The sequence below is a fragment of the Xanthomonas sp. WHRI 7945 genome (genome assembly GCF_035026585.1).
This window is the reverse complement of record NZ_JAYIQP010000001.1, coordinates 428,936-446,162: the sequence shown is the minus strand read 5'-3', so window position 1 is coordinate 446,162 and position 17,227 is coordinate 428,936. Positions and strand designations below refer to the sequence as shown.

Here is a 17,227-nt window from a genome sequence, read left to right as displayed (position 1 = left end):
TCTACAGGGGGAGCGTCACCCTAGGAGCGCCGCGGTTGCAGCGTCGTGAGCCGCGCGTCTAGGCCACGTGCAGGCGCGCTCAGCGCTTGGGCTGCAGCATGGTGCCGGTGCAGTTCTTCGAGCCGCAGCGGCATTCCCAGATCTTCTTCAGCCGCGGCGTGTGCCGCTCGCCCAGGGTGATGCCGTAGTTGTAGGTCAGCTCCTCGCCCGGCTTGATCGCGCGCAGCGTCTCGATCACCACCTTGTCCTGGCGGCGGTCGTCGCCTTCGGCCTCGATGATCACCGCCTCGCAGTTCGGCGCGCAGCTGTGGTTGATCCAGCGCGCGTCGTTGCCCTCGTAGTTGGCGTCGATCACGTAGTCGTCGCTGAGCGTGAACAGGAAGGTGTGGCCGGTCTCGACATCGCCGGCCTCGTCGCGGTCCACTTCGGCATGGGTGCGGCGGCGGCCCTTGTACTCGATGACCCGCTCGCCTTTCTTGAGCGGCAGTACGGCGAACACGCCATTGCCATGGATACGGGACTTGCGGGCGGCGATCTTGCGGGGCATGCGGCGGTCCGGAACGGGAAAGCGGTGATTCTGGCGCACATCGGCGGCGATCCCAAGCCCCGCCGATCGCTACCGGCGATGGCGCCGATAGAAAGCATCATGAACGAGCGGCTTGGACGCCGCCGCCGCAAAAGAGTACAATTTCGGTCCGCATTGAAATCCGGCTGTTTCCGCATGCTCCGCGTCACCAAGTTGACCGATTACGCCACCGTCGTGCTGACCGTGCTTGCCGCGCGTCCGGGCGAGGTGCTGAGCGCGACCGAGCTGGCCGAGCAGTCCGGGCTGGAGCCGCCCACCGTCAGCAAGCTGCTCAAGCCGCTGGCCCAGGCCGGGCTGGTCGAAGGCCTGCGCGGGGTGCACGGCGGCTATCGGCTGGCGCGGCCGGCCGACGCCATCACCCTGATCCAGATCGTCGAGGCGATGGAAGGCCCGCTGGCGATCACCGAATGCAGCCACCAGGAAAGCCAGTGCAGCATCGCCCAGAAATGCGGCGTGCGCTCCAACTGGCGGCTGATCAACGACGTGGTCGCCGACGCGCTGCGCGGCGTGACCCTTGCGCAGATGCTGCACCCGCTTCCCTCTTCCGGCGAAACCAGACGGCGCCCGATCGCCGTGCGTTTCGCGACCACCTGACCTGTAGGCAGCCCCCATGGCCACCGAAAACGCTGAAATCCTGGAACGGCTGGGACGTCGCTACGACGCCGGCTTCATCACCGACATCGAATCCGATTCGTTCCTGCCAGGCTTGAACGAGGACGTCGTGCGCGCCCTGTCCGTCAAGAAAGACGAGCCGGAGTGGATGACCGAGTGGCGCCTGGCCGCTTACCGGCACTGGTTGAAGATGCCGATGCCGCACTGGGCCAAGCTCAACATCGCGCCGATCGACTTCCAGGCGCTGAGCTACTACTCCGCGCCGAAGGGTCCCAAGTACGCCTCGCTGGACGACGTGCCGAAGGAACTGCTGGACACCTACGACAAGCTCGGCGTGCCGCTGCACGAGCGCGCCAAGCTGGCCGGCGTGGCGGTGGACGCGGTGTTCGACTCGGTCTCGGTCGGCACCACCTTCCGCAAGGAACTGGCCGAGAAGGGCGTGATCTTCTGCTCGATGTCCGAGGCGATCAAGGAACACCCGGAGATCGTCAAGCAGTACCTGGGCAGCGTGGTGCCGGTCGGCGACAACTACTTCGCCGCGCTCAATTCGGCGGTGTTCTCCGACGGCAGCTTCGTGTTCATTCCCAAGGGCGTGCGCTGCCCGATGGAACTGAGCACCTACTTCCGCATCAATGCCGGCCACACCGGCCAGTTCGAGCGCACCCTGATCGTGTGCGAGGACAAGGCCTACGTGTCCTACCTGGAAGGCTGCACCGCGCCGATGCGCGACGAGAACCAGCTGCATGCGGCGGTGGTCGAGCTGGTGGTGCTGGAAGACGCGGAGATCAAGTATTCGACCGTGCAGAACTGGTACCCGGGCGACGAGAACGGCGTCGGCGGCATCTACAACTTCGTGACCAAGCGCGGCGAATGCCGCGGCGCGCGCAGCAAGATCACCTGGACCCAGGTCGAGACCGGTTCGGCGATCACCTGGAAGTACCCCTCGTGCGTGCTGCTCGGCGACGACTCGGTCGGCGAGTTCCACTCTGTGGCGCTGACCCACCACCGCCAGCAGGCCGACACCGGCACCAAGATGATCCACATCGGCAAGCGCACCAAGAGCAAGATCGTCAGCAAGGGCATCAGTGCCGGCCGTGGCCAGAACACCTACCGCGGCCTGGTCAAGGTGGAGCGCAGCGCCGAGGGCGCGCGCAACTACACCCAGTGCGATTCGCTGCTGATCGGCAAGCAGTGCGGCGCGCACACCTTCCCGTACATCGAGGTCAAGCATCCCACCGCCACGGTCGAGCACGAGGCCACCACCTCCAAGATCAGCGACGACCAGCTGTTCTACTGCCGCGCCCGCGGCATCGACCAGGAAAACGCGGTGTCGATGATCGTCGACGGCTTCTGCAAGCAGGTGTTCCGCGAACTGCCGATGGAGTTCGCGGTGGAAGCCAAGAAGCTGCTGGAAGTGTCGCTGGAAGGCAGCGTCGGCTGACGCCTTACCCTTCTCCCATCGGGAGAAGGTGGCGCGAAGCGCCGGATGAGGGTACGCGCGAAGCCTCGCGCCCCCCCGAACTCCCACGAGACGCTTCGCGCCCCGACCCTCACCCCAACCCCTCTCCCGGCGGGATAGGGGCTATACAAGAATTCTGACGGACCATCATCTCCATGCTCAATATCGAAAACCTCCACGCTTCCGTCGCCGGCAAGGACATCCTCAAGGGGCTGTCGCTGCAGGTGGAGCCCGGCCAGGTGCACGCCATCATGGGCCCGAACGGCGCCGGCAAGTCCACGCTGGGCAACATCCTCGCCGGCCGCGACGGCTACGAAGTGACCCAAGGCAGCGTGCGCTTCGAAGACCGCGACCTGCTCGAACTGGAACCGGAGGAACGCGCCGCGGCCGGCCTGTTCCTGGCCTTCCAATACCCGGTGGAGATTCCCGGCGTCAACAACACCTATTTCCTGCGCGCCGCGCTCAACGCGCAGCGCAAGGCGCGCGGCGAGACCGAACTGGATTCGATGCAGTTCCTGAAGCTGGTGCGGCAGAAGCTCGCCGTGCTGCACCTGAAGGACGAACTGCTGCACCGCGGCGTCAACGAAGGCTTCTCCGGCGGCGAGAAGAAGCGCAACGAGATTTTTCAGCTGGCGGTGCTGGAACCGAAGCTGGCGATCCTCGACGAGACCGACAGCGGCCTGGATATCGATGCGCTGAAGACCGTCGCCGAAGGCGTCAACGCGCTGCGTTCGCCCGAGCGCGCGTTCCTGGTCATCACCCATTACCAGCGCCTGCTCGACTACATCAAGCCGGACGTGGTGCACGTGCTGGCCGACGGCCGCATCGTGCAGAGCGGCGGTCCGGAACTGGCGCTGGAACTGGAAGCGCACGGCTACGCATGGTTGAAGGACCGTGTGGCGCCGGAGGCGACGGTCCGATGAGCGCGCTGCTCGACTCCCTGGCGGCCGCCTTCCACGGCGACGGCGCGCGCCGTGCGCCGCTGGAACAGGCGCTGCGCGAAGGCCTGCCCGGCCCGCGCAGCGAGGCGTGGAAGTACACCTCGCTGCGCGCGCTGGAGCGGCGCAGCTTCAGCCCGGCACCGAGCGCGGCCCCGATGGTGGACGCGTCCATCGTCGCCGGCATTCCCGCGCCGCGGCTGGCGTTCGTCAACGGCCGCGCCAGCGATGCGCTGTCCGATCTGGGCGGGCTGCCGGACGGCGTCGAGCTGCAGCGCCTGTCCACGATCCTGCGCAGCGGCGACGATGCGATGCGCTTCCTCGGCCGCCGCTTCGAGCGCAGCGACGAGGTGTTCGCGCAGCTCAACGCCGCGCTGGCCGACGAAGGCAGCGTGCTGCGCGTGGACGCCGGCGTGCGGGTCGCGGTGCCGTTGCACCTGGTGTTCGTGTCCACCGCCGGCGCCGGCGACCATGCCTGGCACCATCGCCACCTGATCGAATTGCGCCAGGACGCGGCGCTGTCGCTGGTCGAGCATCACCTGCACCTGGGCGAGGCCGCGCACCTGAGCAACACCCTGGCGCATGTGCATCTGGCCGCCGGCGCGCAACTGGCGCACGCGCGGGTGCAGGCGGACGCGTCCGGCGTCACCGCGCTGCTGCGCACCGATGCGGTGCTGGCGCGCGACGCGCAGTACCGGCGCATCGACCTGGAACTGGGCGGCGCGCTGTCGCGGCACGAGCTCAACGTGCGCCTGGAAGGCGACAACGCGCGGCTGGTCGCCAACGGCGTGCTGCTGGGCAACGGCCGCCGCCAGATCGACACCCGCCTGGGCATCGAGCACATCGCCCGCGACACCGCCTGCGAACTGCTGTGGCGCGGCGTGGCCGCGGCGCGCAGCCGCGTCGTGTTCCATGGCGGCATCCACATCCGCCAGGGCGCCGACGGCAGCGATGCCAACCTGTCCAACAAGAATCTGCTGCTGTCCGCCGACGCCGAGATCGACACCCAGCCGGTGCTGGTGATCGACGCCGACGAGGTCAAGGCCGCGCACGGTGCCACCGTCGGCCAGCTCGACGCAAACGCGCTGTTCTACCTGCGCTCGCGCGGGCTGCCGCGCGAGCGTGCGCAACAGCTGCTGACCGCCGCGTTCTGCCACGAACCGCTGCGCGTGCTGGATGCGCCGCTGGCCGAGTTCCTGGTCGCGCGCCTGGACCAGGCGCTGGTCGCCGCAGGCGTGGCATGAGCAGCGCGGCCCCGCTCGACACGGCGCCGGCGCCGGACTGGGACAAGATCCGCAGCGACTTCCCGCTGCTGATGCGGCAGGTGCACGGCAAGCCGCTGATCTATTTCGACAACGCCAACACCGGGCAGAAGCCGCTGCAGGTGATCGCCGCGCTGGACGAGTTCTACCGCCGCTACAACGCCAACGTCAGCCGCGCGGTGCACGCGCTCGGCACCGAGGCCACCGACGCCTACGAAGGCGCGCGCAGCAAGCTGGCGCGCTTCCTCAACGTGCGCGCCGACGAGCTGGTGCTGTGCAGCGGCACCACCTTCGCGATCAATCTGGTGGCCTATTCGTGGGCGCTGCCGCGGCTGAAGGCCGGCGACAGCATCCTGGTGTCGCGGATGGAGCATCACGCCAACATCGTGCCGTGGCAGCTGGTCGCGCAGCGCACCGGCGCCACCGTCAAGGTCGCCGAGATCACCGCCGACGGCGCGCTGGACCTGGACGCGCTGCGCAAGGCGATGACCCCGGACGTGAAGCTGCTGGCGCTGACCCACGTCTCCAACGTGCTGGGCACGGTCAACCCGGTGCGCGAAATCTGCCGCGAGGCGCGCAAGCGCGGCATCGTCAGCGTCATCGATGGCTCGCAGGCCGCGCCGCACCGCGCCCTGGACGTGGCCGCGATCGGTTGCGATTTCTACGCCATCACCGGGCACAAGATGTGCGGACCCACCGGCACCGGCGCGCTGTGGGCGCGGCGCGAGCATCTGCAGGCGATGCCGCCGTTCATCGGCGGCGGCGAGATGATCAAGGAAGTCAGCTTCGACGGCACCGTGTTCAACGATCCGCCGCACAAGTTCGAGGCCGGCACCCCGAACATCGCCGGCTTCGTCGGCCTGGGCGCAGCGGTGGACTACCTGACCGCGCTGGGCCTGCAGCACGTGGAAGCGCGCGAGACCGAACTGCTGGCGCATTTCACCGAGGAACTGCACAAGATCGACGGGCTGCGCATCTTCGGCACCGCCCCCGGCAAGGCCGCAGTGGTGTCGTTCCTGGTCGAGGGCGCGCACGCCCACGACCTGGCCACGCTGCTGGACCTGGAAGGCGTGGCGATACGCTCGGGCCAGCACTGCGCGCACCCGCTGCTGCAGTTCTACGGCGTCGCCGCCACCTGCCGCGCCTCGCTGGCGTTCTACAACACGCATGCGGAGATCGAGCGCTTTGTGGAGGCGTTGCGGAAGGTGAGGAAGTTGTTGGGCTGATGAGCGGGGATTGGGCATTCGGGATTGGGGATTCGTAAAAGCGCCGCCTTGGCGAATCCCCAATCCCACTCCCGAATCCCGGCCGCCAGGCTAAAATCCCCCCATGCACACCCTCACCTTCCGCACCGCCACCGTCGCCGACATCGACGCCATCGCCGCCCTGGTCACCTCGGCCTACCGCGGCGACAGCAGCCGCGTCGGCTGGACCACCGAGGCCGATCTGCTCGACGGCAACCGCATCGACCACGAGGTGCTGCGCGCCGACATCCTGCGTCCGCGCAGCCTGGTGCTGCTGGCCGAGCGCGACGGCGCGCTGATCGCCTGCGCGCACATCGCCGACGACAATGGCGCCGGCTATTTCGGCATGTTCTCGGTGCAGCCACAGGCGCAGGGCGGCGGCCTGGGCAAGATCGTGCTGGCCGAGGCCGAGCGCATCGCCTGGCAGGAATGGCGCCTGCCGGTCATGCAGATGACGGTGATCGACGCGCGCGAGGAACTGATCGCGTTCTACGAGCGCCGCGGCTACCGCCGCACCGGGATCAAGAAGCCCTTTCCTTACGGCGACGCGCGCTTCGGCGCGCCCAAGCGCGACGACCTGCGCTTCGAGCTGCTGGAGAAGCCGCTGGGCGACGCCGCATGAGCGAGACCTGGACCTTCGTCTGCGCCGACGGCGCGCTGCTGCCGGGCGAGATGGCCACGGTGTGGGACGAAGTCACCGCCACGCCGATCGTGGTGTTCAATTTCGACGGCACGTTCTATGCGCTGGAAGACCGCTGCAGCCATGAGGACTACGAACTGTCCCCCGGCAGCTTCGATGCCGCCGCCGGCAGCATCGAATGCGTGCTGCACGGCGCCCGCTTCGACATCCGCGACGGCCGCCCGTTGTGCGCACCGGCCTATAGCCCGGTGCCGAAGTTCCCGGTGAAGTCCGAGCACGGCGGGATCTGGACCCGCGACGACCGCGACTGACCAGGCGCCTGGCCAAACGACGGAATCTCTTTCCTTTCATAAAGTTAGAGACAGAAAAGGCCATGGTGCGGCCGGTATCGGAAGCGACCGCTTCCCCTCGCCATGCGGCGCAATACACGAAAGGTATTGCAAACAATTCGCATTTGCGCGGAAATAGGCGGAATGTCCACGTCAAAGTGACCAGCGGCGACCCGCCATCTGGTCACCCCCGACCTTGCGTACGACCTGCCCTCCGGGCACGGCTGCGTGCGCTGCGGACCACCCTTTCTTCCTGCATAGCCGAACCGTCCATGACCTCTCCGATCAAGAGCCGCAAGCACGCCGTTTCTCGCCAGGTGTCCGCGCAGACCCTCACCGCCGCCGCGCTGCTGGGCGGGCTGAGCCTGCTGTCCTCCCACGCGCTCGCCGCCGATGCCGCGGCGGCCGACCAGCCGACCACCCTCGGCAAGGTCGACGTCGAGGCGCAGCGCGCCAAGCGCTACCTGGTGGAAGCGCCGGCCTCGCCCAAGTTCACCCAGCCGCTGATCGACACCCCGCAGACGATCAACGTGATCAGCAAGGACCTGTTCAACGAGCAGGGCGCCACCACGCTCACCGAGGCGCTGCGCAACAGCCCGGGCGTGGGCACCTTCTACGTCGGCGAGAACGGCAACACCACCACCGGCGATGCGATCTACATGCGCGGCTTCGACAGCTCCAGCAGCATCTTCGTCGACGGCGTGCGCGACCTGGGCTCGATCTCGCGCGACGTGTTCAACATCGAGCAGATCGAAGTCGCCAAGGGCCCGGCCGGTACCGACAACGGCCGCAGCGCGCCGACCGGCGCGATCAACCTGGTGACCAAGGAAGCGAACCTGACCGACTCGGTCAGCGGCGCGCTGTCCGGCGGCACCGACGACCAGCGCCGCGTGACCGCGGACTGGAACCAGACCCTGGGCGCCAGCAGCGCGCTGCGGGTGAACGTGGTGGGCCAGGACAGCGACGCGATCGGCCGCGACCAGGTCAACAACAAGCGCTGGGGCCTGGCCACCTCGCTGGCATTCGGCCTGGGCAGCGACACCCGCTATTTCCTCGACCTGCTGTACGTGAAGCAGGACAACGTGCCCGACGGCGGCGTGGCGACCATCGGCCTGCCCGGCTATTCCTCGCCCGACCCCGCGCGTCCGTGGCTGTCCACCGCCCCGCGCGTGGACAGCGAGAACTTCTACGGCACCCGCTACGACCATGACGACGTGACCGCGAAGATGGCGACCTTCCGCTTCGAGCACGACTTCTCCGACACGGTCAAGCTGACCAATACCGCGCGCTGGGGCCGCAACGAGCAGGACTACCTGCTGTTCGCGTTCATGCCCAACACCGCCAACCTGCGCACGCCGAACCCGGCCGACACCTCGACCTGGACGGTGGCGCGCAGCCTGCCCACCTTCAAGGACCAGCAGTACACCATCGTCACCGACCAGTTGAACCTGCGCGTGGACTTCGCCACCGGCGCGGTGCAGCACAACCTCAGCACTGGCGTGGAAGCCACGCGCGAGGAACTGGAGAGCTGGGGCCACAACATCGTCGACCGCGCCGCCTGGCTGGCCGCCAACCCGGCCAACCTGTACGCCCCGGACTGGAACACCACGCCGCTGGTCACCGCGCGCAACGGCGCGCACAGCAAGGGCACTACCACCACGTTCTCGGCCTACGCCTTCGACACGCTGAAGTTCGGCGACAGCTTCCTGGTCACCGCCGGGGTGCGCGCGGACCGCTACAAGACCGACTTCGACAGCCTGACCTGCACCACCGCCACCTCCACCGCGGTGCCCTGCACCACCGCGGTCGGCGTGGACGCGGACATCTCCGATACGCTGTTCAGCTGGAAGCTCGGCGCGGTCTACAAGGCCGCCGAGAACGTCAGCCTGTACGCCAACTATGCGATCTCGCAGCAGCCTCCCGGCGGCAGCGCGCTGGAGCTGAGCGCCTCGGCCAACAACGCCAACAACCCGCGCTTCGATCCGCAGAAGGCCAAGACCGCCGAAATCGGCACCAAGTGGAACTTCCTGGACGACGGCCTGTTCGTGACCATGGCGCTGTTCCAGACCGACGTCAGCAACGAAATCGCACAGGGCAGCGACGGGCTCTATTACCAGACCGGCGAGAAGCGGGTGAAGGGCGTGGAGCTGTCGGCGGTCGGCAAGATCAGCGACAACTGGGCGATCTCCACCGGCTACACCAAGCTCGACGCGCAGGTGCTGGAAGGCGCCAAGGTGTCGCAGGACGGCAGCACCGACCTGGCCTATACGCCGGACAGCGCGTTCACCGCGTGGACCACCTACACCCTGCCGTTCGGCCTGACCGTCGGCGGCGGCGCCCGCTACTCCGGCGAGATGAAGCGCGGCACCGACGGCGCGGTCGGCACGCCGGCGTTCGTCAAGTCGTATACCGTATGGGACGCGGTCGTGACCTATCCGATCAACGACCACTTCGATCTGCGCCTGAACGTGTACAACGTGTTCGACAAGGACTACGTCGCGGCCATCAACAAGAGCGGCTTCCGCTACACGCCCGGCGCGCCGCGCTCGGCGATGCTGACGGCCAACATCAAGTTCTGACCGCGGCTGCGCCCACCGACGGGCAACGTCCGCCTTCCGCACGGAGGGCGGACGTTGCCGGAGCGACCCATGCTGCTGCACATCCCCGACATCCTCGGCGCCGACGAGCTCGCGCGCTTCCGCCAGGCGCTCGACGGCGCCGACTGGACCGACGGCCGCGAGACGGTCGGCGCCCAGGGCGCGCAGGTCAAGCGCAACCGGCAACTGCCCGACGCCTCGCCGCTCAAGCACGAACTCGGCCAGGCGGTGCTCAACGCGCTGGCGCGCAGCCCGCTGTATTTCGCCGCCGCGTTGCCGCTGCGCACGGTCCCGCCGCGCTTCAACCGCTACGAGGGCGGCGGCGAGTACGGTTTCCACGTCGACGGCTCGGTGATGACCCTGGCCGCCACCGCCACGCAGCCGGCGCTGACCCTGCGCACCGATCTGTCCTGCACCCTGTTCCTGTCCGCGCCGGAGGAGTACGACGGCGGCGAACTGGTCATCAGCGATACCTACGGCGAGCATGAGGTGAAACTGCCGGCCGGCGACCTGATTCTGTATCCGTCCAGCAGCCTGCATCGCGTGCTGCCGGTCACCCGCGGCGCGCGCCTGGCCTCGTTCTTCTGGGTACAGAGCCTGGTGCGCGACAGCCACCGCCGGCAGTTGCTGCTGGAACTGGACACCTCGATCCAGGCGCTGACCGCGGCCGACGCCGACAGCGCGTCGCTGCTGCGGCTGAGCAACGTCTACCACAACCTGCTGCGCGACTGGTCCGAGACCTGACGCGGACGGTCAACGCACGCGGTGCCGATGCGTTGATGGTCTGGCGCGGACCATTCCCGGACGCGCAGGCGGCAGCGGCCGCATACGTAATTGCGACAAATTCTCATCTAGAATGCATTCCGCCCACTCCACCCGACTGCCGCGTTGTCCGACTCCTCCTCTCCCGACCTGGCCACGGCGCAGCAACGCCGCGGCTTCTGGCTGCGCACGCTGCACCAGTGGCACTGGATCAGCTCGGCGCTGTGCCTGATCGGCATGCTGCTGTTCGCCGCCAGCGGGCTGACCCTCAACCACGCCGCGCGCATCGAGGCCAAGCCGCAGGTGCTCAACCGCACCGCGCAGCTGCCCGCAACGTTGCTGCAGCGGCTCGGCGGCCAGGCCGATGGCGATGCGCCGCTGCCGCGTCCAGTGTCGGCCTGGCTGGAGCGCGAACTGGGGTTGAGCCTGGGCCGGCGCCCGGCCGAATGGTCGGCCGACGAGGTGTACCTGGCGCTGCCCGGTCCCGGCAGCGACGCCTGGCTGAGCATCGATCGCGGCAGCGGCGCGGTCGAGTACGAACGCACCGACCGCGGCTGGATCTCCTACTTCAACGACCTGCACAAGGGCCGCAATACCGGCCCCGCGTGGGGCTGGTTCATCGACCTGTTCGCGGTGGCCTGCCTGGTGTTCTGCATCACCGGGCTGTTCCTGCTGCAGCTGCATGCGCGGCAGCGGCGCATGACCTGGCCGCTGGTCGGGCTGGGCCTGCTGATCCCGCTGCTGATCGCCCTGCTGCTGATCCACTGAGTTGTTTCGCCGATCTTCCCGAACCGTTCCTCTCACCACCCTGGAGCCCCGCATGCGCGTCACCCTGACCATCGCCCTGAGCGGCCTGCTGTCGATGCCCGCGTATGCGGCCACGCTGGAACTGGACGTGGAGATTCCCAAGCTCAACGTCGCCGAATATCACCGTCCCTACGTTGCGATCTGGGTGGAGGGCGCCGACCAGCAGGTCGCGCGCAACCTCGCGGTCTGGTACCAGTCCAAGGACACCGCCGAAGGCCACGGCACCAAGTGGCTGCCGGACCTGCGCCAGTGGTGGCGGCGCAGCGGCCGCACCCTGCAGATGCCGGTGGACGGCGTCAGCGGCCCGACCCGCCCGGCCGGCAAGCACGCGCTGGCCTTCACCGACGCGCAGCAGCTCAAGGGCCTGGCGCCGGGCCAGTACACGCTGGTGGTCGAGGCCGCGCGCGAGGTCGGCGGCCGCGAACTGCTGAAGATCCCGTTCGCCTGGCCGGCCAAGGCCGCCACGACCGGCAGCGCGCAAGGCAGCAGCGAACTGGGCGCGGTGCGCCTGAGCGTCAAGCCGTGATCCCCTTTTCCCTCGCAAGGAGCAAGTCCATGAAGCGTTCTCTCGTGCTGGCGCTGGCCATCGCCGCGGTCCTGCCGTTCTCCGCCCTCGCCCACAAGGCCTGGCTGCAACCCTCGCAGACCGTGCTCGCCGGCGAGCGGCCGTGGATCACCGTCGATGCGGCGGTCTCCAACGACCTGTTCTATTTCAACCACGTGCCACTGCGCCTGGACACCCTGGCCATCACCGCGCCCGACGGCAGCGCGGTGCAGCCGCAGAACCCGGCCACCGGCAAGTACCGCAGCGTGTTCGACCTGGAACTGGTGCAGACCGGCACCTATCGCCTGGCCCTGGTCAACGACGGCCTGTTCGCCAACTGGAACGAGAACGGCCAGCGCAAGCGCTGGCGCGGCAACGCCGCCAGCTTCGCCAGCGAAGTGCCGAAGGACGCCAAGGACCTGCAGGTGTCGCAATCGCTGGGCCGGGTGGAGACCTTCGTCACCAACGGCGCGCCCAACCAGACCGCGCTCAAGCCCAGCGGCAAGGGCCTGGAACTGGTGCCGGTGACCCATCCCAACGACCTGTTCGCCGGCGAGAAGGCCAGCTTCAAGCTGCAGATCGATGGCAAGCCGGCCGCGGGGCTGGCGGTGGAGATCGTGCGCGGCGGTACCCGCTACCGCAACGCGCAGGACGAACTGAAGCTCACCACCGACGCGCAGGGCGGCTTCAGCGTGACCTGGCCGGAAGCGGGCATGTACTGGCTGCAGACCACCAGCGAGGACACCAAGACCTCGCTGCCGCAGGCCAAGCAGCGCCGGCTCAGCTACGTGGCGACGTTGGAAGTGCTGCCGCAGTGAGCCCACGCCGTCCAGCGCAGGGCGCCGCGTGCACGCGCTGCGCAGGGCGAGCGCCGGCGGCATGAGCATGCCGTCCGCACTCCAGGCCGACGCCGACGCCGAGATCGCCACGCTCGGCGGGCAGAGCATGGGCACCACCTGGAGCGCGAAGCTAGTGCTGCGCCGCCGCCGCGACCTGCATCCGCTGCACGCGGCGATCCAGGCGCAACTGGACCGGGTGGTCGCGCAGATGAGCACCTGGGAAGCGGACTCGGACATCAGCCGCTACAACCGCGCCGCGGCCGGCAGCGTGCATGCGCTGCCGGCGGCATTTGCCGAGGTGCTGCGCTGCGCGCTGGACATCGCCCGACGCAGCGACGGCGCGTTCGATCCCACCATCGGCGCGGTGCTGGGCTTGTGGGGCTTCGGCGCCGACGCCAGCGGCCGCCGCGTGCCCGATGCGCAGGCGTTGCGCCAGGCGCGCGCCGCCGGCGACTGGCGGCAGCTTCTGCTGGATGAGGCCGACGGCACGCTGCGCCAGCCCGGCGGCCTGCGCCTGGATTTGTCGGCGATCGCCAAAGGCTACGGCGTGGACCTGGCGGTGCGCGAACTGCAGGCGCAGGGCGTGGCCAGCGCGCTGGTCGAGGTCGGCGGCGAACTCTACGGCTATGGCCGCAAGCCCGACGGACAACCGTGGCGGGTGCTGGTCGAGTCGGCGCCGGACGAGGACGCGCAGGCCGCGACGCCGCCACGGGTGCTGGCGCTGGACGGCCGCGCGGTCGCCACCTCGGGTGATCGCTGGCACCGCTTCGAACAGGACGGCCAGCGCTACAGCCATACCCTGGATCCGCGCAGCGGCGTGCCGATCGCGGCGTCGCTGGCGGCGGTCAGCGTGGTCGCCGCCGATGCGATGCGCGCCGATGCCTGGGCCACCGCGCTGAGCGTGCTCGGCGCCGACACCGGCCTGGCCTGCGCCGAACGCGAGGGACTGGCGGCACGCTTCCTGCTGCGCGACGGCGCACGCGTGCAGGAGCGGCTCAGCAGCGCCTTCGCCGCGCTGCTCGACGCATGACGCGGCCGCGGTCGCAACGCAACTGGAACGTCGTCGGTCACGCGGCGACCTTCGCCCTGCTGGGCGCGATCGGCTACGCACTGCTGCGGCTGCACCCGCAGCCATGGTGGACCGGCGCGCCGTCGCAACAGCGCATCGGCTACGCGGCGCTGGCCACGACGGCGTACGCGGCGGCCTGCGTGTGGCTGTGGTGGCGCGGCCGCCGCGGCGCGCGCGGCAGCGGCAAGCAGGCCGACGCGCCGCTGCTGCTGGCCTGGGCCAGCCAGACCGGCTTCGCCCAGCAACTCGCGCTGCGCAGTGCCGAGGCATTGCGCGCGGCGGGCCAGGCGGTGCGCGTGCTGCCCTTGCAGAAGGTCGACGCGGCCGAACTGGCCGACGCGACCCAGGCCTTGTTCGTGGTCAGCACCAGCGGCGAAGGCGATCCGCCCGATCACGCGCTGCCGTTCCTGCGCAAGGCGATGGCGCAGTCGCAGGCGTTGCCGCAGCTGCGCTACGCGGTATTGGCGCTGGGTGATCGCCGCTACGACCACTTCTGCGCGTTCGGCCGCCGGCTCGACGCCTGGCTGCGCCAGCACGGCGCGCATCCGCTGTTCGACCGCATCGACGTGGACAACGCCGACGACGCCGCGCTGCGCCACTGGCAGCAATTGCTGGGACAGCTCGCCGGCGGCAGCGAACAGCCCGACTGGACCCCGCCGGCCTACCAGCGCTGGCGGCTGCAGCAGCGACGCCTGTGCAATCCCGGCAGCGTCGGCGGCGCGGTGTTCGAGCTGGCGCTGCTGCCCGCCGACGGCGCCCTGCCCGCGTGGCAGGCCGGCGACCTGGCCGAAGTCGGGCCGCGCCATGGCGACGCCGCGGTGCAGGCTTGGCTGCACGCCAGTGGCCTGGACGGCACGGCGCCAGTGCAGCGTCCCGGCCAGGCGCCGACGACGCTGGCCGCGCTGCTGGCACGCAGCCACCTGCCGGAGCCGGCGCAGGCCGCCGGCATCGCGCTGGCGGCGCTGGCCGCGCAGCTGCAGCCGCTGCCGCACCGCGAATACTCGATCGCCTCGATGCCCAGCGACGGCGCGCTGCGCCTGCTGCTGCGCCGCGCGCTGCGCGCCGATGGCACGCCCGGCCTGGGCAGCGGCTGGCTGTGCGACGAAGCGCCGATCGGCGCCGAGATCGCCCTGCGGCTGCGTCCGAACCCGAACTTCCATCCGCCCGCCGATCCGGCGCGACCGCTGATCCTGATCGGCAACGGCACCGGCATCGCCGGGCTGCGCGCGCACCTGCGCGCGCGCATCGACGCCGGCGCCACCCGAACCTGGCTGCTGTACGGCGAACGCCACGCCGCGCACGACGACCACTACGGCGGGGAACTGCGCACCTGGCTGGCGCACGGCGCGCTGCAACGGCTGGATGCGGTGTTCTCGCGCGACGCGGGTGCGCACCGCTACGTGCAGGACGCCCTGCGCGCGGCCGCGCCGGACCTGCGCGAGTGGGTGGCGCAAGGCGCAGCGATCTACGTCTGCGGCAGCCTGCGCGGCATGGCCCCCGGCGTGGACGCGGTGCTCGAAGAGGCGCTGGGGCGGCTGGGCAAGGAAACCCTGCTGCTGGAAGGCCGCTACCGGCGCGACGTGTACTGAGCGCGTGTTACCACGGCGCGGACCACGCAGCGCCTGCCAGCGGCCGGCAATCGCATGCGCAACGCGACGCAGCCCGTCGTTCGCTACCGATTGCGATGGCGCTGCAAATCCGGTGCAGGCGACGTTCGCACCATTGGCGAGATGAAACGTTTTTTCATCCGCTCGCGACGCGGCACCGAAGAACGCAGCATGCAGTTCGCTTGGAAGGCCGCTACCGACGCGACGTGCGCCGAGCACGCACGCATTGGCACGACGCCCACACGCCAGCGCCGGCCGCTTGCTCGCGCCACTGACATTCGCGTGCACGTCAGCGATCCCGACCGACGCCGCAAATCCGGTGCCGGCGACGTTCGCACCATTGGCGCGAGATGGGACGTTCTTCCCCCGCTCGCTACGCGGCGCCGGATCAGCGCGCGGCGGGCATGCCCAGCCGGTGCGGCTCGAACAGGTAACCCTTGCCGCGCACGGTGCGGATCCACTGCGGCACCAGCGGGTCGTCGCCCAGCTTCTGCCGCAGCCGCGACACCTGCAGATCGATGCCGCGTCCGCCCTGCGGAACGCTGCCGTCGCCTTCGCCGATCGCCGTACGCAGGTCCTCGCGGCTGAGCACGTTGCCGGGCTGCTCGAGGAACACCGCCATCAACCGCAGTTCGCTGGGCGACAGCGGGATCGCGCGGCCGTCCGGCGCCACCGCCTGGTGCCGGTAGGCATCGACCTGCCATGCGCCATCCTGCGCTGGCGGCGGCACCGGTACGGCACGGGTGCGCCGCAACACGGCGTTGAGCCGCGCGACCAATTCGCGCAGGTCCAGCGGCCGGCTCAGGTAGTCGTCCGCGCCCAGGTCCAGGCCGATCACGCGATCCACCGGCTCGGCCTGGTCGGCCATCATCACGATCGCAATGCCGCCGCGGTCGCGCAGTTGCCGGCACAGGTTCAGCCCTTCGCCGCCACCAAGGCCGGCATTGAGCAGCACCGCGTCGTAGCGCTCGGCCGCCAGCTGCGCATACAGCTGCGCGCCGTTTTCGGCGTCGTGCGCCTGCAAGTTGAAACGGGCCAGATAATCGCGAATCCGGTCGCGCAAGGCCGCGTCGTCGTCCACCACCAATACGTTTGCCAACCACCTGCTGTTGTCCGAGGCCACCTGTGCGTTCCGGTCCACGGCTCCGGGATAGCCGCGTTCGCGCATTGGACGCGCTCGGCGGCAACCCCGCAAGAGCCACGCGCGTGCCGTCGGAAGCTCAGTCGGCGGGCGTCGCTAGCGGCTCGATGCGGATCGCCAGCAGCTCGCCGCCACCGCTCAAAGCGAAGCGCTGCCTGGCGCTGGCCGCCAACCAGGCGCTGTCGCCGGCGGCCAGCGGCGGCAATCCGCAGTCCGCATCGAACTGCGCCTGGCCTGCCAGAAGATGAACGACCCAACTGATTCCTGGCTCGGCGAAGAACAGCATCGGCCCGACCAGCGGCCGGTGCAGCAGTTGCGTGCGCAGGCGGTCGCGGCGCCACATCAGGTTGAAGTCGTGGGTGGGGCCGTCGAGCAGTTCGCCGCGTAGCGGCCGTTCGCCGGCGAAGCGCAGCCGCGCGTACGGCGGCTCCAGCAGATGCACGGCGCCGTCGTCGAAGCGCAGGCGCAGCCCGGCGCCATGCAGCAGCACCAGTTCCCGGTCGATGCCGGGAAAGCTGGAAAAGGCCGCGTCCTGTTCGATCTCGGCGATCGACAGGCGCAGCAGCCAATCGTCGCTGCCGGGCTGCGGCAGGCGCAGGATCTCTCGGGTCCAGCCCAGTCCGTTGCGCCAGCGCTCGCGGCGGTAGTCGTTGGCGGGAATCACCCGCGAAGGAATCGTGCTCCAGTCCATCGGCGCATTCTGCCCGATCGCGGCAGGGCCGGACGCGGCGGCATGGGCGGTACGCCGTCTCCGCTGGCTGGGCGGCGGAACAACCGCATCGCTCAGTCGT

The 17,227-nt window shown here is 69.5% G+C and carries 17 protein-coding genes; 14 read left to right on the top strand and 3 right to left on the bottom strand.

What is annotated here, in order from left to right; genetic code table 11:
* Positions 1-79: 79 nt before the first annotated feature.
* Positions 80-547: an SET domain-containing protein gene (locus VDQ83_RS01785; protein WP_179566169.1), complete on the bottom strand. Its 468-nt coding sequence runs from the start codon at positions 545-547 to the stop codon at positions 80-82.
* 174 nt (positions 548-721) lie between these two features.
* On the opposite strand from VDQ83_RS01785, the gene VDQ83_RS01780 reads away from it, so the two are divergent.
* From VDQ83_RS01780 to VDQ83_RS01715, 14 genes are all read left to right on the top strand, one after another.
* Positions 722-1,180: an SUF system Fe-S cluster assembly regulator gene (locus VDQ83_RS01780; protein ID WP_179566171.1), complete on the top strand. Its 459-nt coding sequence runs from the start codon at positions 722-724 to the stop codon at positions 1,178-1,180.
* Positions 1,181-1,196: 16 nt separating this feature from the next.
* Entirely contained in the window at positions 1,197-2,639 is a 1,443-nt protein-coding gene (sufB, locus tag VDQ83_RS01775) for a Fe-S cluster assembly protein SufB (protein WP_185815763.1), read from the top strand.
* A 173-nt stretch (positions 2,640-2,812) separates the two neighbouring features.
* The gene (gene sufC / locus VDQ83_RS01770) at positions 2,813-3,580 is read left to right on the top strand and encodes a Fe-S cluster assembly ATPase SufC (RefSeq protein ID WP_455433632.1); all 768 of its coding nucleotides are present in this window, start codon (positions 2,813-2,815) and stop codon (positions 3,578-3,580) included.
* On the top strand, positions 3,577-4,839 hold the full coding sequence (sufD, locus tag VDQ83_RS01765; protein ID WP_455433631.1) for a Fe-S cluster assembly protein SufD: 1,263 nt from the start codon (positions 3,577-3,579) through the stop codon (positions 4,837-4,839). The genes sufC and sufD overlap by 4 nt, the downstream gene beginning before the upstream one ends.
* Positions 4,836-6,083, top strand: coding sequence for a cysteine desulfurase (locus tag VDQ83_RS01760; protein ID WP_455433630.1), 1,248 nt, complete (start codon positions 4,836-4,838; stop codon positions 6,081-6,083). The genes sufD and VDQ83_RS01760 overlap by 4 nt, the downstream gene beginning before the upstream one ends.
* A gap of 103 nt (positions 6,084-6,186) precedes the next feature.
* Complete coding sequence (locus tag VDQ83_RS01755; protein WP_455433629.1) at positions 6,187-6,723, top strand: GNAT family N-acetyltransferase; 537 nt, start codon at positions 6,187-6,189, stop codon at positions 6,721-6,723.
* Positions 6,720-7,052, top strand: coding sequence for a non-heme iron oxygenase ferredoxin subunit (locus VDQ83_RS01750; RefSeq protein WP_263395212.1), 333 nt, complete (start codon positions 6,720-6,722; stop codon positions 7,050-7,052). The genes VDQ83_RS01755 and VDQ83_RS01750 overlap by 4 nt, the downstream gene beginning before the upstream one ends.
* A 290-nt stretch (positions 7,053-7,342) precedes the next feature.
* Entirely contained in the window at positions 7,343-9,649 is a 2,307-nt protein-coding gene (locus VDQ83_RS01745; protein WP_455433628.1) for a catecholate siderophore receptor Fiu, read from the top strand.
* Positions 9,650-9,718: 69 nt separating this feature from the next.
* Complete coding sequence (locus tag VDQ83_RS01740) at positions 9,719-10,411, top strand: Fe2+-dependent dioxygenase (protein ID WP_455433627.1); 693 nt, start codon at positions 9,719-9,721, stop codon at positions 10,409-10,411.
* Between the two features lie 144 nt (positions 10,412-10,555).
* Entirely contained in the window at positions 10,556-11,197 is a 642-nt protein-coding gene (locus VDQ83_RS01735) for a PepSY-associated TM helix domain-containing protein (RefSeq protein WP_263395215.1), read from the top strand.
* 52 nt (positions 11,198-11,249) lie between these two features.
* A complete protein-coding gene (locus VDQ83_RS01730; protein ID WP_263395216.1) occupies positions 11,250-11,762 on the top strand; it encodes a DUF2271 domain-containing protein in 513 nt (170 codons plus the stop codon).
* A gap of 29 nt (positions 11,763-11,791) precedes the next feature.
* A complete protein-coding gene (locus tag VDQ83_RS01725; protein ID WP_455433626.1) occupies positions 11,792-12,598 on the top strand; it encodes a DUF4198 domain-containing protein in 807 nt (268 codons plus the stop codon).
* A 67-nt stretch (positions 12,599-12,665) separates the two neighbouring features.
* On the top strand, positions 12,666-13,649 hold the full coding sequence (locus VDQ83_RS01720) for an FAD:protein FMN transferase (protein WP_455433625.1): 984 nt from the start codon (positions 12,666-12,668) through the stop codon (positions 13,647-13,649).
* Positions 13,646-15,277: a sulfite reductase subunit alpha gene (locus VDQ83_RS01715; RefSeq protein ID WP_455433624.1), complete on the top strand. Its 1,632-nt coding sequence runs from the start codon at positions 13,646-13,648 to the stop codon at positions 15,275-15,277. The genes VDQ83_RS01720 and VDQ83_RS01715 overlap by 4 nt, the downstream gene beginning before the upstream one ends.
* 406 nt (positions 15,278-15,683) lie before the next feature.
* Here the strand turns inward: VDQ83_RS01715 and VDQ83_RS01710 are convergent, their stop codons facing one another.
* Both VDQ83_RS01710 and VDQ83_RS01705 read right to left on the bottom strand, forming a co-directional pair.
* Positions 15,684-16,394 carry a response regulator transcription factor gene (locus VDQ83_RS01710; RefSeq protein WP_455433623.1) on the bottom strand — a complete coding sequence of 237 codons (711 nt, stop codon included), beginning with the start codon at positions 16,392-16,394 and terminating at the stop codon, positions 15,684-15,686.
* Positions 16,395-16,515: 121 nt separating this feature from the next.
* Positions 16,516-17,127: a HutD/Ves family protein gene (locus VDQ83_RS01705; protein WP_455433622.1), complete on the bottom strand. Its 612-nt coding sequence runs from the start codon at positions 17,125-17,127 to the stop codon at positions 16,516-16,518.
* Positions 17,128-17,227: the final 100 nt, after the last annotated feature.

Bases quoted from the DNA above. Each gene is read 5' to 3' on its own strand.
- VDQ83_RS01785 (WP_179566169.1), bottom strand. From the start codon at position 547: ATGCCCCGCAAGATCGCCGCCCGCAAGTCCCGTATCCATGGCAATGGC.
- VDQ83_RS01780 (WP_179566171.1), top strand. From the start codon at position 722: ATGCTCCGCGTCACCAAGTTGACCGATTACGCCACCGTCGTGCTGACC.
- sufB (WP_185815763.1), top strand. From the start codon at position 1,197: ATGGCCACCGAAAACGCTGAAATCCTGGAACGGCTGGGACGTCGCTAC.
- sufC (WP_455433632.1), top strand. From the start codon at position 2,813: ATGCTCAATATCGAAAACCTCCACGCTTCCGTCGCCGGCAAGGACATC.
- sufD (WP_455433631.1), top strand. From the start codon at position 3,577: ATGAGCGCGCTGCTCGACTCCCTGGCGGCCGCCTTCCACGGCGACGGC.
- VDQ83_RS01760 (WP_455433630.1), top strand. From the start codon at position 4,836: ATGAGCAGCGCGGCCCCGCTCGACACGGCGCCGGCGCCGGACTGGGAC.
- VDQ83_RS01755 (WP_455433629.1), top strand. From the start codon at position 6,187: ATGCACACCCTCACCTTCCGCACCGCCACCGTCGCCGACATCGACGCC.
- VDQ83_RS01750 (WP_263395212.1), top strand. From the start codon at position 6,720: ATGAGCGAGACCTGGACCTTCGTCTGCGCCGACGGCGCGCTGCTGCCG.
- VDQ83_RS01745 (WP_455433628.1), top strand. From the start codon at position 7,343: ATGACCTCTCCGATCAAGAGCCGCAAGCACGCCGTTTCTCGCCAGGTG.
- VDQ83_RS01740 (WP_455433627.1), top strand. From the start codon at position 9,719: ATGCTGCTGCACATCCCCGACATCCTCGGCGCCGACGAGCTCGCGCGC.
- VDQ83_RS01730 (WP_263395216.1), top strand. From the start codon at position 11,250: ATGCGCGTCACCCTGACCATCGCCCTGAGCGGCCTGCTGTCGATGCCC.
- VDQ83_RS01725 (WP_455433626.1), top strand. From the start codon at position 11,792: ATGAAGCGTTCTCTCGTGCTGGCGCTGGCCATCGCCGCGGTCCTGCCG.
- VDQ83_RS01720 (WP_455433625.1), top strand. From the start codon at position 12,666: ATGCCGTCCGCACTCCAGGCCGACGCCGACGCCGAGATCGCCACGCTC.
- VDQ83_RS01715 (WP_455433624.1), top strand. From the start codon at position 13,646: ATGACGCGGCCGCGGTCGCAACGCAACTGGAACGTCGTCGGTCACGCG.
- VDQ83_RS01705 (WP_455433622.1), bottom strand. From the start codon at position 17,127: ATGGACTGGAGCACGATTCCTTCGCGGGTGATTCCCGCCAACGACTAC.